Below are 14,773 nucleotides of genomic sequence, written 5' to 3'. Positions count from 1 at the left end.
GAAGGACAGGCCGCGCTACTTCAGCACCTTGCCATCGGCGCCAAACCGATAGGTCTTCGCCGGATCCGGCGTCGCGTAGAGCGTCGCGCCGGGTTCGGCATTGTAGACGCCGAAGATGCGCACGGTGATCAGCCCGGCCTTCTCGCAGTCGAGATAAAGATTGGTGTCGGCGCCGAGATGCTCGGCGTGCACCACCGTGCCCTTCCAGGTGCCGGATTTCGGATCGACGGTCAGATGCTCCGGGCGGACGCCGATGGTCTTGGCCGTCTCGCCGAGCCTGGCGCCATCGACGAAATTCATCTTCGGCGAGCCGATGAAACCGGCGACGAATTCATTGGCCGGCGAATTGTAAAGCTCCATCGGGCCACCGATCTGCTCGATCCTGCCGGCGTTGAGCACGACGATCTTGTCGGCCAGCGTCATCGCCTCGACCTGGTCGTGGGTGACATAGATCATCGTCGCTTTCAGCCGGCGATGCAGCTGCGCGATCTCCAGTCGCGTGTTGACGCGCAGTGCAGCGTCGAGATTGGACAAAGGCTCATCGAAGAGAAAGAGCTTGGGCTCACGCACTACGGCGCGGCCGATGGCGACACGCTGGCGCTGGCCGCCGGAGAGCTCCGCCGGCCGCCTCGAGAGATAGGGCTCCAGCGACAGCATGGAGGAGGCTATGCCGATGCGGCGCTCGATCTCGGCCGCCGGCGTACCGGCCTGCTTCAGGCCGAGGCCCATGTTGTTCTTCACTGTCAGATGCGGGTAGAGCGCATAGGTCTGGAACACCATGGCGATGCCGCGTTTGGCCGGCGGCGTGGCGGAGACGTCCTCGCCGTCGATAACGACGCGGCCCGAAGTCGAATCCTCCAGTCCGGCAATGACCCTGAGCAGGGTCGACTTGCCACAGCCCGACGGGCCGACGAAGACGACGAACTCGCCATCCGTCACTTCGAGGTTGATGCCCTTCAGCACCTCGACCGGCCCAAAGGCCTTCTTCACATTCTCGATGTTCAGCGAGCCCACAATATCGTTCCTAGCTTAGAGTTTGACGGCGGCGCCACTGCGCACGCTCTCGTCGGCGGCAAGGCAGACGGCGAGCGACTTGACCGCGTCATCCATATGCCTGGTGAGATCCAGATCCTCACGGATCGCCTTCAGCACAAAGGCCTGTTCGAGGTCGCAAAGATCCTGATGGCCAGGTTCGCCTGCCATCGACAGCATCTCGTCAGGCCTGGCGAACTTGCCATCAGCGCCGGTCGCGGCACTGTGCAGGCGGATGGTCGAGGTCTTGGTGTGAGTGTCGATGTCATCGGACCTGACACCCTCCTTCATGACGATCGACACGCAGCCATTCGGCGAGATGACATCCTTCACGAAGAAGGCCGTCTCCGAAATCATCGGTCCCCAGCCGGCTTCGTACCAGCCGACGGAACCGTCATCGAACAGCACCTGCAGATGGCCGTAATTGTACATTGAAGGCGCGACCTCATCGGTCAGCCGCACCCCCATGCCGCGCACCTCGACCGGCCTGGCGTCGGTGATCTGCAGCATCACGTCGAGATAGTGCACGCCGCAATCGACGATCGGCGACGTCGTCTGCATCAACTGCTTGTGCGTCTCCCAGGTATGGCCGGAGGATTGCTGGTTGAGGTTCATGCGGAAGACGTAGGGGCCGCCGAGTTTGCGCGCCTCGGCAATCAGCCTGATCCAGGACGGGTGATGGCGAAGGATGTAGCCTATCACCAGTTTCCGGCCATTGGCCTTGGCCGCCGCGACGACGCGCTTTGCATCGGCGACGGTGGTTGCCAGCGGCTTTTCGACGAAGACGTGGCAGCCCGCCTCGAACGCCTTCACCGCATAGTCGGCATGGCTGTCGGAATAGGTGGCGATGCAAGCGACATCGGGCTTCTCGTCGCGCAGCGCCTCGTCGAAGGAACGCCGGATGCCGTAGCCGGAAAGGCCGGCGGGCAACGGCACGTCGGAACGGTTGACGAGTGCGGCAATCTCGAAGCCCGGATTGCTGTGATACGCCAGCGCATGGCTGCGGCCCATATTGCCAAGGCCGGCGACGACGACGCGAAGAGGCTTTTGCGAACTCACTTGACGGCTCCGGAAGTAATGCCGCGGATCAGCTGCCGCGAGAAGATGACGTAGAGGATCAGCACCGGCATGATCGCCAGCGACAGCGCTGCCAGGATCGCGTTCCAGTTGGTGACGAACTGGCCGAGGAACAGCTGCGCACCGAGCGTCACCGTCTTTGTCTCTTCCGAGGGCGCCAGGATCAGCGGGAACCACAGATCGTTCCAGATCGGGATCATGGTGAAGACGGCGACCGTCGCCATCGATGGCCTGACCAGCGGCAGCACCAGCCGGAAGAAGATGGTGTATTCGGACAGTCCATCGATGCGGCCGGCATTCTTCAGATCGTCGGATACCTGCTTCATGAATTCCGACAGGATGAACACGGCCAACGGCAGGCCTTGCGCGGTGTAGACGAGGATCAGCGCCGTCAGCGTGTTGACCAGCCCGCTCGCCACCATCAATTGCAGGATGGCGACGGTGCCGAGGCGGATCGGGATCATGATGCCGAGCGCGAGATAAAGCCCCATCATCGTGTTACCGCGGAAGCGGTATTCCGACAGCGCGAAAGCGGCCATGGCACCGAACAACAACACGAAGAACAGCGAGGCGACGGTCACCACAAGGCTGTTCTGGAAATAGTGGATGAAATCGCCCTGGCCGATGACCGTGGTGTAACCGATCAGGTCGAAGGTTTTCGGCGTCGGCGGCGTCAGCGGCGCGCCGAAGATGCCCGCGCGAGACTTGAACGAATTCATGATCACGATGATCACCGGGAACAGCGCGATCACCGTGTAGGTCAACAGGATCGCGTGGGCGCCGATGGTGCGGGGTAGCGAACGGGTCGCGGTGCTCATCTTTCGCCCCTTCAGAACTGATAGCGACGCAGGCGCGTCTGGATGAGGAAGAGGTAGACGCAGACGCCGCCGAGGATGATCAGGAACATCATGGTGGCGATCGCCGAGCCCATGTTGGGGTCGCCGATTTGCAGCTGGAAGCCGAAGAAGGCGCGGTAGAGGAAGGTGCCGAGGATGTCGGTCGAATAGTTCGGACCGGCCAGCGCGCCTTGCGCGGTGTAGATCAGGTCGAACGCGTTGAAATTGCCGACGAAAGTCAGGATCGAGATGATGCCGATCGACGGTAGGATCAGCGGCAGCTTGATCTTCCAGAATTGCGACATGCCGGTGATGCCGTCGCATTCGGCCGCCTCGATCACCTCCTCGGGGATGGACAGCAGCGCTGCATAGATCAGCATCATCGGGATGCCGACGAACTGCCAGACCGAGATCAGGCTGAGCGTGGTCAGCGCATACTGCTCCTTGCCCAGCCACGGCGTGAACAGGCTTTTCAGGCCGACAAGATCCATCAGGTTCGGCGCCACGCCCCATAGCGGCGACAGGATCAGCTTCCAGGCGAAACCGACGATGACGAAGGACAGGATGGTCGGCACGAAGATGGCCGTACGGTAGAATGCGGCGAAGCGCAGCCTCGGGCTGGACAGGAGTGCCGCCAGCATAACGCCGATCGGGTTCTGCACCAGCATGTGGATGATGAAGAACCAGACATTGTTCCTGAGCGCATTCCAGAAGCCCACGGACCAGTTGGGGTCACCGAACAGCGTGCGGAAGTTTGCCAGTCCCACGAAGACCTGGGACTGGTCTATGTTGCGGAACAAGGAGAGCTGTAGCGTGCCGGCCAGCGGCAGGATCATGATCGCCGTATAGACCAGCACCGCCGGCGCCAGAAAGACGCCGATATGCCAGCGGAACGGTCGTTTCGATGCTGCGGCCATGAGTTCGGTCCCCGACGTCTCTCGGTTCCAAATGGTGTGATGCTAGATGATGCCTCGATGCATTGCCCGAATGTCCTCCCTATGCGGGAAGGACCAAGGCTTGCGACAGGTCAGCCAGCCTTTCCCCACAAGGGGAGGGTAAGGCCGAGAGGCGGTGCCGACAATCGCAATCTCAAAACCGGTGCAATCTGAATACCGGCCGGGCATGTGCCCGGCCGGTCCGTTGCCTGAGCTCTTACTTCGCCGGCTTGTACCAGCTGTCGAGACCGTCCTGCAGTTTCTTGGCGGCGGCTTCCGGCGTATCGGTGCCGTTGATGACGTTGGCCGATTCAACCCACGTCTCGTTTTCGAGGTTCGGCGTACCGCGGCCCAGGATCTGGTAGGTTGAGCGGATCGTCGACTTGCACTTGCCGCGCCAGGAGACGAATTCCTGCGCCAGCGGGTCTTCCATCTTCACCGGCGTGTTGTTCAGGCTGAAGAAGCCCGGCAGCGCGTTGGCGTAGATGGCGGCGAAGTCAGGCGAAGCGACCCAGGACAGGAAGGTCTTGGCCGCATCGGCATTCTTCGAAGCCGCATTCAGACCCATGCCGATGTCGGTGTGGTCGGAGATGTAGCAGGTGTCGCCGGCCTTCTCGACCGGCGGTGGGAAGGCGCCCATCTTGAACTGCGCCTGGGTGTTGAACAGCGCGATCTCCCACGAGCCGGCCGGGTAGATGGCGGCGCGGCCGAGCGTGAACAGGTTCTGGCTGTCCGGATAGGTCTGAGCCTCGAAGCCGTCGCCAAGATAAGGCTTCCACTTGGCAAGTTCTTCATACGGCGCGACCCAGTCCTTGTCGGTCAGCTTCTGCTCGCCTTTGATCAGCGCTGTCCGGCCATCCTCGCCTTTCCAGTAGTTCGGGCCGATGTTCTGGTAGCCCATGGTGGCTGCTTCCCAGAGATCCTTGGTGCCCATCGCCATCGGGATGTAGGTGCCGTCAGCCTTGATCTTGTCGAGCGCGGCGAAGAATTCGTCGCGGGTCTCCGGCACCTTGATGCCGAGCTTGTCGAAGGCGTCCTTATTGTAGATGAAGCCGTGGATGACCGAGGCCATCGGGACGCAGAAGGTCGCCTTGCCATCGTCGGTCTGCCAAGCTGACTTGGCCACGGGGGAGAAGTTCTCCATGCCAGGCAGCGCCGACAGATCGGCGAGATTGCCCTTCTTGTAGAGTTCCAGCGACTTGTCGAAGGGGCGGCAGGTGATCAGGTCGCCGGCCGAGCCGGCGGCGAGCTTGGCACCCAGCGCGGCGTCATATTCGGTCGGCGCCGACGGCGCGAACACCACCTTGATGCCCGGATTCTTGGCCTCGAAAGCCGGGATCAGCTTGTCCTTCCAGATGGCAAGGTCGTCGCCGCGCCAGCTTTCGATGTTGAGGGTAACGTCGGCGGCATTCGCGACCCCGGCGAAGCCGAGAATGCTGGTGCCGAGAAGCAGTGCCGTCAATAGTTTCGTTGTCATGCTCAGTCTCCCTGTTGACCTTTTTCAGGTTCGGTTTTGATGAGAACAGGAGCATTGCGCCCCTTGCTCCCCTCGATCGCGGAAAGCGCCGGTCGCAGTTTCTGGCCGGTCCCTTCCAGTATCTTCTCGGCCGCATCGGCGCTGGCAGCACCGGCGGCGAGCAGAATGGCGGTCTTGACGGCGCCGCCGCTCTTTTCGAGCAGGCGCGCCGCATCGTCCCTGCCGCGCCCCGAGATGGCGGCGACGATGCGCGCAGCGCGGTCGCGCAGCTTGATGTTGTCGGCCATGAGGTTGACCATATAGCCGTCATGGACGTGGCCGAGATGGATGGCGGTGAGCGTCGACAGCATGTTGAGCGCGATCTTCTGGGCGGTGCCGGCGCCCATGCGCGTCGAGCCGGCGATCAGCTCCGGCGGCGTTTCGAGCAGGATGGCGACATCGGCCAGCCGCAACAGCGGCGCATCGCTGTTGTTGGCGATGGCGATGGTGGCAGCACCTCGCCTGCGCGCCTCCTCCAGCGCCCTGACCGCATAAGGCGTCGAGCCGCTGGCCGAAACGGCGATCAGGCAATCATCCTTGCCGATGCCGGCAGCGGCGACCGCGGCCGCGGCTTCGCCGGTATCGTCTTCGGGACCGCCGGCCAGCGTCTTGAAGGCTTCGTCGCCACCGGCGATCAGGATGGCGATGCGGTCGCGCTTGATGCCGAAAGTCCCCGGCAGTTCCAGCGCGTCGGCCAGCGCCATCAGGCCCGAGCTGCCGGCCGCCGCATAGGCGAGCTTGCCGCCGCCGTTCAGCCGGCCAGCGATGATCTCGGCCGCATCGGCTATTGCCGGAATGGCGCCGCGCACGGCCCTTGCGGCCTCGATCTGGGCATCGGCCAATGAGGAAAGGATGGCATCCGGAGCCTGGATATCCAGCCCCTCGGCATTCTGGTGATGCGCTTCGGTGCGCTTCTCGGCCATCCAATGTCCTCCAACTCACAAAACAATACCAAAAAAATACCACTTGTCCACACGCATTAACGAATTCGACGCTTGAGAATTGCCTTGCCGGCGAAATATCCAAATTTTTCAATCAAATACGCCTTAATCTTTTTGAAACGGAAATTAACCCTTGGCTATTGGTATTTTATTGGTATTATCCGCCCGGAGGAGAAATCGCGTGAATTTCGTGCTCGGCATCGATGGCGGCGGCACCAGCTGCAGGGCGGCCCTTGCGACAGCGGACGGCCGCGTCGTCGGCCGCGCCAAGAGTGGTGCGGCCAACATCCGCACGGACCTTACCGGCGCCAGAGCCAACATAGTCGATGCAGCGAGGCAGGCCTTTGCCGCCGCCGGCGAGGATCCGGAACTGATCCCGCAGACGCCGGCCATCCTTGGCCTGGCAGGCGCCAATGTCGGCACCTACAGGCAGCAGCTTGAAGCGGTCCTGCCGTTCAGCATCAGCCGCGTCGAGACCGATGCCGAGATCGCGCTCGAGGGTGCCGTCGGGTCCGGCGATGGCGCCATGGCCATCCTCGGCACCGGCACCGCCTACATGGCGCGCAAGGACGGCAAGTCGCGCGCTGTCGGCGGCTGGGGCTTCCAGGTCGGCGACCAGGGCAGCGGCGCCCGCATCGGCCGCGACCTGCTCGAACAGACGCTGCTCGCCTATGACGGCATCCGCCAGGGATCGCCGCTGACGCAGGCCATGCTCGCCATCTTCCGCAATAATCCCGAGGACGTGGTCGAGTTCACCACCAACGCCAAGCCGGGTGATTTCGGCGGCTTCGCGCCCAAGGTCTTCGACCACGCCGAAAAGGGCGACATTGTCGCCAACTGGATCCTCGACAAGGCGGTCGCCGATGTCGAGGCAGCGCTCGGCGTGCTCGATCTCTCCGATAACGCCCCGCTTTGCCTGCTCGGCGGGCTGGCGCCGCTCTACGCGCCGCGCCTGTCGGCGCGCTACCGGGCGCTGCTGAAGCCGCCGCTCGACGACGCGCTGGGCGGCGCCGTGCAAATGGCGGTACGTATTTTCGCGAGAGCGGAGGCGGCGCGATGAGCGAGGCTGCCGACCAGATCTTCGCCACGCTGAAGCAATCCTCGCAAAGCGGCGCGCCGCTCTATCTGCAGCTCAGAAAAAGCATCGAGGACGCCGTCAATCGCGGCCTGATCGGACCCGGCGACGCGCTGCCTTCCGAGCGCGACATCGCTAGCAAGGCCGATATTTCACGCGTCACCGTGCGCAAGGCGGTGCAGGATCTGGTCAAGGGCGGCATCCTCGTCCAGCGCCATGGCTCCGGCACTTTCGTTGCGCCGCGCATGGAGCGTGTCGAGCAATCGCTGTCGCGTCTGACATCTTTCACCGAGGATATGGCGCGGCGCGGCATGGCCGTGCGTTCGGCCTGGCTCGACCGCGGCCTCTATGCGCCCTCGCCCGATGAGATGATGGTGCTCGGCCTGTCGTCGAACGAGCTGGTGGCGCGTGTGGCGCGCCTGCGCATTGCCAACGACACGCCGCTGGCGATCGAACGCGCCGCGCTGTCGGCCAGCGTGCTGCCCGATCCGGCGGGGATAGGTTCCTCGCTCTATGCGGCGCTGGAATTGACCGGCCACCGGCCGGTGCGGGCGGTGCAGCGCATCTCCGCCGCCAATCTCGGCGACGACGACGCGCGCCTGCTGGAAGTGCCGCCCGGCATTGCCGGACTGCACATTGAGCGCATTTCCTATCTGGCGAGCGGCAAGGTGATCGAGTTCACCCGCTCCATCTACAGGGGCGACGCCTATGATTTCGTCGCCGAACTCCGGCTGAGCGGCCCGGGAGAAGAGAGCAGGCCATGAGCGCAACCAAGACCCATATGCGACGCGAGATCGAGGAGATCCCGGAGGCCACCGCCCGCCTGCTCGACGGTTCGGGCACCGTGCTGACCGAAGCCGGGCGCGGCATCCGCGAGCGCGACCCGCATTTCATCGTTACCGTCGCGCGCGGTTCGTCCGACCATGTCGCCACCTTCATGAAATATGCCGTGGAACTGACGGCCGGCCTTGCCGTCGCATCGGTCGGGCCGTCGATCGCCTCGATCTATGGCGCCAAACTCAGGCTCGCCGGCTCCGCTTGCCTTGCCATCTCGCAATCAGGCAAGAGCCCGGACATCGTCGCCATGGCGCGGGCGGCGAAGGCCGGCGGTTCGCTGACCGTCGCCATCACCAACACCGCCGATTCGCCGCTGGCGCGAGCCTCGGATTACGCCATCGATATCTTGGCCGGGCCTGAACGCAGCGTTGCGGCAACGAAAACCTTCGTCAATTCGGCGGTCGCCGGCCTCGCCTTGATGGCGCATTGCACCGGCGACGACAAGCTGCTCGCCGCACTTGCCCGCCTGCCGGAGCATTTCAGCAAGGCGATCGCTTGCGACTGGATGGCGTTGGCTGCAACGTTCGAGACGCCAAAATCGCTGTTCATCCTCGGGCGCGGTCCGTCTTCGGCGATCGCCAACGAGGCGGCGCTGAAGTTCAAGGAGACCTGCGCCATGCATGCCGAGGCCTATAGCGCGGCCGAAGTCATGCATGGCCCATTGGCGCTGGTCGGGCCTGGCTTTCCGGTGCTGGCGCTCGCCGCCCGCGATGCTTCCGAGCCGTCGGTCGCCGAGGCTGCGGACGCTTTGGCGGGCAAGGGTGCGGCCGTCTTTGTCACCTCGGACAAGGCAAAGGTTGCCCAGCACCTGCCGCATGTCGCCACCGGCCATCCACTGACCGACCCGCTGACGCTGATCGTGTCCTTCTATGGCTTCGTCGAGGCCTTTGCCCGCCATCGCGGCCTCGACCCGGATCTGCCGCCCAATCTGCGCAAGGTGACGGAAACAGTATGAGCGGCCGTTTTGCCCTGACTGGCGCCCGGATATTCGATGGCGATGACTGGCACGACGATGCGGCCCTTGTCGTGCGCGACGGTCTGGTCGAAGCCATCATTCCCAAGGGCGCCATCCCATCCGGCATCGATCGTATCGAGACTGGCGGCGGCATGCTGGCGCCGGGCTTCGTCGACCTGCAGGTCAATGGCGGTGGCGGCGTCATGGTCAACGACCATCCCAATGTCGCCTCTATCGAAACCATCTGCCGGGCGCATGCGCCCTTCGGCACAACGGCGCTGCTGCCGACGCTGATCACCGACACGCCCGACATCACCGCCGCGGCGGTTGCCGCAGGGGTTGAAGCCGCGCGGCAGAAAGTGCCGGGCTTTCTCGGTCTTCATCTTGAAGGCCCGCATCTGTCGATCGCCCGCAAGGGCGCACATGACCCGACGCTGATCCGGCCGATGACGGATGCCGACCAGGCCGCGCTGATCGCCACGCGGCGGAAGCTGCCGGTGCTGCTGACGACGATCGCCCCCGAATCCGTCGAAGCCGCCCGCGTCTCAGTGCTGGCTGAGGCCGGCATCGTCGTCAGCCTCGGCCATTCCGACACCTCCTACGCCACGGCGCGCGCCTTTGCCGAGGCCGGCGCCACGATGGCCACGCATCTGTTCAACGCCATGAGCCAGATCGGCAATCGCGAGCCGGGGCTGGCGGGCGCCGCCCTCGACATCGGCACCTTCAATGCCGGCATCATCGCCGACGGCATCCATGTCGATCCCGCCACCATGGCGATTGCTTTGCGCGCCAAGAAGGGCGCGGGCAGGATCTTCCTCGTCACCGACGCCATGGCGACGATCGGCACCGACATGACCTCGTTCACGCTGAACGGCCGCACCATCTACCGCAAGGACGGCAGCCTGCGGCTGGCCGATGGAACTCTTGCCGGCGCCGATCTCGACATGATCACCGCCGTTCGATACGTCCACCGCGCCGTCGGGCTGGAACTCGGCGAAGCCTTGCGCATGGCCTCGCTCTATCCGGCTGAGGCGATCGGCCAGGCGCATCGGCTCGGGCGCTTCGCCAACGGCACCGCCGCCGACATCGTCGCACTGTCGGACGATCTCGAAGTCAAGGGCGTCTGGATCGGCGGCGCCAAGGTTTTTGACGCCTAAGGGATCAGCCGTTCGGCCCGCAGCTGCGCGAAGAGGTCGAGGAAGGAGCGCTCGGTCGACTGGTAGTCGGTGAAGCCGAGTTCGCGGCTCTTGGTCATGTCGGTCATCACCTCGATCGGGCGGCCGAGATCGAGATCAGTATGCCAGGGTGAGGCCAAACGGTCGAGGTCGGCCTCCTTGAGCTTGTACTTCGCCACCATGCCTTTCCAGATCGCCGGCGCGTCGGCCATTTCGGCCTCGAGCGGATGGATCGTACCGTCGAAGCCGGCCGGCTCGACGCCGAACCATGCCGCCAGGCGCGGCCACAGCCAGTTCCAGCGGAAGAAGTCGCCATTGACGACGTTGAAGGCTTCGTTGCGCGCCGCCTCGGTGGTGCTCGCCCAGGCTAGATGCTTGGCCAGGATGCGGGCGTCGGTGACGTCGCACAGGCCGTTCCACTGGCCGGCGGCACCCGGCCAGTGGAAGGGGCGGCCGGTCTCCTTGCAGATCGAGGCGTAGACGGCCAGCGTGCTGCCCATGTTCATCGCATTGCCGATGGCCTTGCCGATGACGGTGTGCGGGCGGTGGATCGACCAGGTGAAGCCGTCGCGCCTGGCGGCGGCATAAACCTCGTCTTCCTGGGCGTAATAGAAGTTCGGCAGATCCAGCCTCGGCTGTTCCTCGCGCAGCGGCGTTACCGGCAGGAAACCGCCGGAGACATAAGCGTCGAACGGCCCGAGATAGTGCTTCAGGCCGGTGACCAGCGCGACATGCTGCACGGATTTCCTGGGCGACAGCGCATCCAGCACATTCCTGACCATGGCGCTGTTGACCTCGATGTTCTCCGCCTCGGTCGGGCGCCGCGTCCAGGTGGCAAAGAACACGTGCGTCGGCGCGACATTGCCGAGCGCTGCCTTGACGCTGGCCGCGCTGAGCAGATCGGCGGCGACCGGCAGCATGCCCGGCACATCGCCGCCCGGGTTGCGCGAGAGGCCGTAAACCGTCCAGCCACGGCCGACCAGTTCACGGGCAAGATTGCCGCCGATCATGCCGCTCGCGCCAACCACCAATGCCGTATGATCTGCCATGCGTAGTCTCCTCCGAGGCCGGTCCGCCGCGACGCGAGAACCGGCATTATGCTTGTTGCCGGCCAAGATAGAACGTCACGCCAAAGCGGCAACGGCCGTGTTGTTCAGAATGATAAAGTTTGGGGCGACCTCTGCTGCGGGGCGCCGGCGGAATGCTCGATTTGATAATTCTTCCTGTTGCATCCCCAAAAGCCAAACGGAAGATGCCCGATTGGAGGAACGGGTCGGCTTTGGACGATCCGGCAGGCAATGGCTTGCCTGAAGCATTCAAGGAGGAGACAGGATGGCCAAGAAGGTGGAGTTGCTGGCGGCGTATTGGACCATTGCCGGTGACCGATACCCGATGGGTCCGAGCGAAGTCAGTCCCTTCTCCTTGCGCGAGCGGGCCGAGGCCGCTTCCGCCGCCGGCTATACCGGCATGGGCCTGGTCTACCAGGACATCATGGCCAATGCCGTGAAGATCGGCCTCAAGGGCATCAAGCAGATCTTCGACGACAATGGCATCGTCCATGTCGAGGTCGAATTCCTCGGCGACTGGTTCGAAACCGGCGAGAAGAAGGCCGCCTCCGACAGGATCAAGCACGACCTGCTCGAGGCGGCGGCGGTGCTTGGCGCGCGTGATCTGAAGATTGCGCCCAAAATGTATGCCGAGACGATAGACATTCCGCACTATGCGGCGGCCTTAGCCCAGGTCTGCGAGGACGCCAGGGCGGCCAACACCAATGTCGCGATCGAGATGCTGCCCTTTACCAACATACGTGATTTGAAGACGGCGCGGGAGGTGGTGCGGCAGGCGGGCCAGGACAATGGCGGGCTGTGCATCGACATCTGGCACGTGGCGCGCGGCGGCATGGACTATGACGAGCTTCGCGCGCTGCCGGCCAGCTATTTCAAATCGGTCGAGCTCAACGACGCCAAGGCGGAGGTCGTCGGCACGCTGTGGGAGGACACGCTCCATCATCGCCTGCTGTGCGGCGAAGGCGCGCTCGACCCGCGCGCCTTCATCAGGGCGGTCCAGGCGACGGGCTTCGACGATTTCTTCTCGGTCGAGGTGCTTAGCGAGACCCATCGGCTGCTGCCGCTCAAAGAGCAGGCGAAGCGCTCCTACGACACGACGATGGCGATGTTCGAACCGGCTGAAAAAGTCGCCGGCTGATAAATCAAAAAACGATCGGGAGAGAGAAAATGCAGACCAATCTCGCTGGAAAAACCGTGCTGATCACCGGTGCGGCGCTCGGCATCGGCCGCGCCACCGCGCTCGCCTTCGCCAAGGAAGGCGCCCAGGTCGCGCTGGTCGACATCGACCGCGCCGGGCTCGATGCGGTGATCGCCGAAATCAAGGCGCTCGGCGCCAAGGCCAGCGCCGGCATCGGCGACCTCAGCACCGGCGACGGCGTCATCAACGCGATGGGCGAGGCGCTGAAGCCGTTCGGCGGCTCGCTCGACGTTCTCGTGAACAATGTCGGCTCGGGCGCGGTGCGCACCTTCGACCAGCTCACTGACGAGGAATGGGACAAGACCTTCCAGCTCAATTTCATGAGCTACGTCAGGGCAACGCGCGTGGCGCTGCCGATCCTGCGGCAGAAGGGCGGCGTCATCATCAACAACGCCTCCGATCTCGCCCGTCAGCCGGAGCCGGTGCCGGTCGACTACAGTGCGTCCAAATCCGCCGTGCTGGCGCTGACCAAAGGCCTGGCCCGGGCGGAAGCGCCGAAGATCCGGGTCAATGCGGTGGCGCCAGGGCCGATCTGGACGCCGTTCTGGTCTAAGCCCGGCGGCTTCGCCGAAACAATGGGCAAGTTCCACAACATGCCGCCGAAAGAGGCCGTGGAACACGAGATGAGCTTGCGGCAACTGCCGCTCGGGCGTCTCGGCGAGCCGGAAGAAGTAGCCAATGTCGTGGTCTTCCTGGCCTCCGATCTCGCCTCCTTCGTCACCTCCGCCGTCTGGGGCGTCGACGGCGGCTCGATCCGCAGCATCATCTGATCCGCCACCACGACGCTTCCAGATTTGCGCATGATCCTTCGGCTTCCGGGATCATGCGCAACGGCTGAGCCGGCGCGCTCGCTTTGCCGGCTTATGAAGGCCTACTAAGCGCCCGGCCTGCCATTCTATCAAAATGATATTCTTGCGTGTTGAAACGCCGGGGACGCCAGCGAACACTGTCCGGGCATTGGCGCCGAGGGAAGAGGCTGGCGCCGGTGATTGGGAGGAATGAAAATGCAAAGCGTGTTCAAGACGAAACCGCGCCGCTCCGGCGTGGCTGTGATGATCGTTTCAGGCGCCGCGATCGCTCTTGCGGCGATGCTGATGCCGGCCAATGCCGAAAGCATCAAGCTCGGCTATTCCGCGCCGTTCCTGACCGATCCGTTCCAGGCGATCATGGCCAACCAGACGCTGAAGGCGGTCAAGGATGCCGGGATGGAGGCCATGCCGGCAACCAACGCCAATGGCGATGCCGGCAAACAGGCGACCGACATCCGCAACCTGATCTCGGCCGGCGCCAAGGTGCTGATCGTCAATCCGACCGACAGCCAGGCCATCGTGCCGGTGCTGGAATTCGCGGCTTCGAAGAACGTTCCGACCGTGCTGATCGACATTGCGCCGGCCAAGGGCAAGTCGGCGATGATCGTGCGCGCCGATAACAAGGGTATCGGCGGCAAGGCGTGCGAGGCGCTGGGCGCGGCCATCGGCGGCAAGGGCAAGGTCCTTTCGCTGATGGGCGACCAGGCCACGACCAATGGCCGCGACCGCACCACCGGCTTCAACGAATGCATGAAGGCGAAATACCCCGATGTGACCATCATCGAGCAGCCGACATACTGGAAGACCGACAAGGCGACGTCGGCGGCGCAGACCGTGGTCACCACGACGCCCGATCTCGTCGCGATCTACATGCAGAGCGACTCGGTGATGCTCGCCGGAGTGCTCAACGTCTTGAAGAGCGCCGGCAAGCTGACAAAGGTCGGCGAGCCGAACCACATCTTCCTGGCAACTGTCGACGGCACGCCCTACGCGCTGGAGAAGATCCGCGAGGATCTGCTCGACGTGGCGGTTGCCCAGCCGCTCGATCTCTATGCCAAGTATGGCGCCTTCTATGCCAAGGCCGCCGCGGAAGGAAAGACCTTCGCTGCCGGCCCGACGGACCATAATAGCGAGATCGTGCCGGTCGGCGACAATCTGATGGACTATCTGCCGGCGACCGTCGTCACCAAGGCCAATGCCAGCGATCCGTCGCTCTGGGGTAACCAGACGGATAAATGATCTTTTGATGCGCGGACTTCTGCCCAGAGGAGGAGTCCGCGCATCGCGATCGTTTCTGACTGAGTTCAGAATGCCCGGAAC

At 63.9% G+C, this 14,773-nt stretch carries 14 protein-coding genes; 7 read left to right on the top strand and 7 right to left on the bottom strand.

What is annotated here, in order from left to right:
- Positions 1 to 15: 15 nt before the first annotated feature.
- From OHD62_RS01380 to OHD62_RS01355, 6 genes are all read right to left on the bottom strand, one after another.
- The gene (locus tag OHD62_RS01380) at positions 16 to 1,014 is read right to left on the bottom strand and encodes an ABC transporter ATP-binding protein (RefSeq protein ID WP_263780435.1); all 999 of its coding nucleotides are present in this window, start codon (positions 1,012 to 1,014) and stop codon (positions 16 to 18) included.
- 15 nt (positions 1,015 to 1,029) lie between these two features.
- Positions 1,030 to 2,091: a Gfo/Idh/MocA family protein gene (locus OHD62_RS01375; RefSeq protein WP_263780434.1), complete on the bottom strand. Its 1,062-nt coding sequence runs from the start codon at positions 2,089 to 2,091 to the stop codon at positions 1,030 to 1,032.
- A complete protein-coding gene (locus OHD62_RS01370) occupies positions 2,088 to 2,927 on the bottom strand; it encodes a carbohydrate ABC transporter permease (protein ID WP_097577214.1) in 840 nt (279 codons plus the stop codon). The genes OHD62_RS01375 and OHD62_RS01370 overlap by 4 nt, the downstream gene beginning before the upstream one ends.
- Before the next feature lie 11 nt (positions 2,928 to 2,938).
- Positions 2,939 to 3,862, bottom strand: a complete 924-nt coding sequence (locus tag OHD62_RS01365) for a carbohydrate ABC transporter permease (RefSeq protein ID WP_263780433.1) — start codon at positions 3,860 to 3,862, stop codon at positions 2,939 to 2,941.
- A gap of 235 nt (positions 3,863 to 4,097) precedes the next feature.
- Positions 4,098 to 5,357 (bottom strand): ABC transporter substrate-binding protein, encoded by a 1,260-nt coding sequence (locus tag OHD62_RS01360; protein WP_263780432.1) that lies wholly within the window; start codon positions 5,355 to 5,357, stop codon positions 4,098 to 4,100.
- Positions 5,358 to 5,359: 2 nt separating this feature from the next.
- Positions 5,360 to 6,319: an N-acetylmuramic acid 6-phosphate etherase gene (locus OHD62_RS01355; protein ID WP_263780431.1), complete on the bottom strand. Its 960-nt coding sequence runs from the start codon at positions 6,317 to 6,319 to the stop codon at positions 5,360 to 5,362.
- Positions 6,320 to 6,518: 199 nt separating this feature from the next.
- Here OHD62_RS01355 and OHD62_RS01350 point away from each other — a divergent pair, with 199 nt between their 5' ends.
- The 4 genes from OHD62_RS01350 to nagA are packed head-to-tail and all read left to right on the top strand — an operon-like array spanning position 6,519 to position 10,361.
- On the top strand, positions 6,519 to 7,397 hold the full coding sequence (locus OHD62_RS01350; protein ID WP_263780430.1) for an N-acetylglucosamine kinase: 879 nt from the start codon (positions 6,519 to 6,521) through the stop codon (positions 7,395 to 7,397).
- Complete coding sequence (locus OHD62_RS01345; protein WP_263780429.1) at positions 7,394 to 8,176, top strand: GntR family transcriptional regulator; 783 nt, start codon at positions 7,394 to 7,396, stop codon at positions 8,174 to 8,176. Before OHD62_RS01350 ends, OHD62_RS01345 begins: the two co-directional genes overlap by 4 nt.
- Positions 8,173 to 9,204: an SIS domain-containing protein gene (locus tag OHD62_RS01340; protein WP_263780428.1), complete on the top strand. Its 1,032-nt coding sequence runs from the start codon at positions 8,173 to 8,175 to the stop codon at positions 9,202 to 9,204. The genes OHD62_RS01345 and OHD62_RS01340 overlap by 4 nt, the downstream gene beginning before the upstream one ends.
- Positions 9,201 to 10,361, top strand: a complete 1,161-nt coding sequence (nagA, locus tag OHD62_RS01335; protein ID WP_263780426.1) for an N-acetylglucosamine-6-phosphate deacetylase — start codon at positions 9,201 to 9,203, stop codon at positions 10,359 to 10,361. The genes OHD62_RS01340 and nagA overlap by 4 nt, the downstream gene beginning before the upstream one ends.
- Here nagA and OHD62_RS01330 read toward each other — a convergent pair.
- The gene (locus OHD62_RS01330) at positions 10,358 to 11,428 is read right to left on the bottom strand and encodes an SDR family oxidoreductase (protein ID WP_263780425.1); all 1,071 of its coding nucleotides are present in this window, start codon (positions 11,426 to 11,428) and stop codon (positions 10,358 to 10,360) included. The genes nagA and OHD62_RS01330 overlap by 4 nt on opposite strands.
- Positions 11,429 to 11,711: 283 nt before the next feature.
- Here OHD62_RS01330 and OHD62_RS01325 point away from each other — a divergent pair, with 283 nt between their 5' ends.
- The 3 genes from OHD62_RS01325 (at position 11,712) to OHD62_RS01315 (ending at position 14,692) form a co-directional block, all read left to right on the top strand.
- On the top strand, positions 11,712 to 12,584 hold the full coding sequence (locus tag OHD62_RS01325) for a sugar phosphate isomerase/epimerase family protein (RefSeq protein ID WP_263780424.1): 873 nt from the start codon (positions 11,712 to 11,714) through the stop codon (positions 12,582 to 12,584).
- 29 nt (positions 12,585 to 12,613) lie between these two features.
- Complete coding sequence (locus OHD62_RS01320) at positions 12,614 to 13,414, top strand: SDR family NAD(P)-dependent oxidoreductase (RefSeq protein ID WP_263780423.1); 801 nt, start codon at positions 12,614 to 12,616, stop codon at positions 13,412 to 13,414.
- Positions 13,415 to 13,648: 234 nt separating this feature from the next.
- Positions 13,649 to 14,692, top strand: coding sequence for a sugar ABC transporter substrate-binding protein (locus tag OHD62_RS01315; RefSeq protein WP_263780421.1), 1,044 nt, complete (start codon positions 13,649 to 13,651; stop codon positions 14,690 to 14,692).
- The last annotated feature ends 81 nt before the right edge of the window (positions 14,693 to 14,773 follow it).

The organism is Mesorhizobium sp. YC-39 (assembly GCF_025753795.1).
Lineage (GTDB): Bacteria > Pseudomonadota > Alphaproteobacteria > Rhizobiales > Rhizobiaceae > Mesorhizobium.
This window is presented reverse-complemented; position numbering and strand designations above follow the sequence as displayed.

Excerpts from the sequence above, each read along its gene's own strand:
- OHD62_RS01340 (WP_263780428.1), top strand. The coding sequence starts at position 8,173 with ATGAGCGCAACCAAGACCCATATGCGACGCGAGATCGAGGAGATCCCG.
- OHD62_RS01365 (WP_263780433.1), bottom strand. The coding sequence starts at position 3,862 with ATGGCCGCAGCATCGAAACGACCGTTCCGCTGGCATATCGGCGTCTTT.
- OHD62_RS01315 (WP_263780421.1), top strand. The coding sequence starts at position 13,649 with ATGCAAAGCGTGTTCAAGACGAAACCGCGCCGCTCCGGCGTGGCTGTG.
- OHD62_RS01355 (WP_263780431.1), bottom strand. The coding sequence starts at position 6,319 with ATGGCCGAGAAGCGCACCGAAGCGCATCACCAGAATGCCGAGGGGCTG.
- OHD62_RS01345 (WP_263780429.1), top strand. The coding sequence starts at position 7,394 with ATGAGCGAGGCTGCCGACCAGATCTTCGCCACGCTGAAGCAATCCTCG.
- OHD62_RS01360 (WP_263780432.1), bottom strand. The coding sequence starts at position 5,357 with ATGACAACGAAACTATTGACGGCACTGCTTCTCGGCACCAGCATTCTC.
- nagA (WP_263780426.1), top strand. The coding sequence starts at position 9,201 with ATGAGCGGCCGTTTTGCCCTGACTGGCGCCCGGATATTCGATGGCGAT.
- OHD62_RS01370 (WP_097577214.1), bottom strand. The coding sequence starts at position 2,927 with ATGAGCACCGCGACCCGTTCGCTACCCCGCACCATCGGCGCCCACGCG.
- OHD62_RS01330 (WP_263780425.1), bottom strand. The coding sequence starts at position 11,428 with ATGGCAGATCATACGGCATTGGTGGTTGGCGCGAGCGGCATGATCGGC.
- OHD62_RS01325 (WP_263780424.1), top strand. The coding sequence starts at position 11,712 with ATGGCCAAGAAGGTGGAGTTGCTGGCGGCGTATTGGACCATTGCCGGT.
- OHD62_RS01320 (WP_263780423.1), top strand. The coding sequence starts at position 12,614 with ATGCAGACCAATCTCGCTGGAAAAACCGTGCTGATCACCGGTGCGGCG.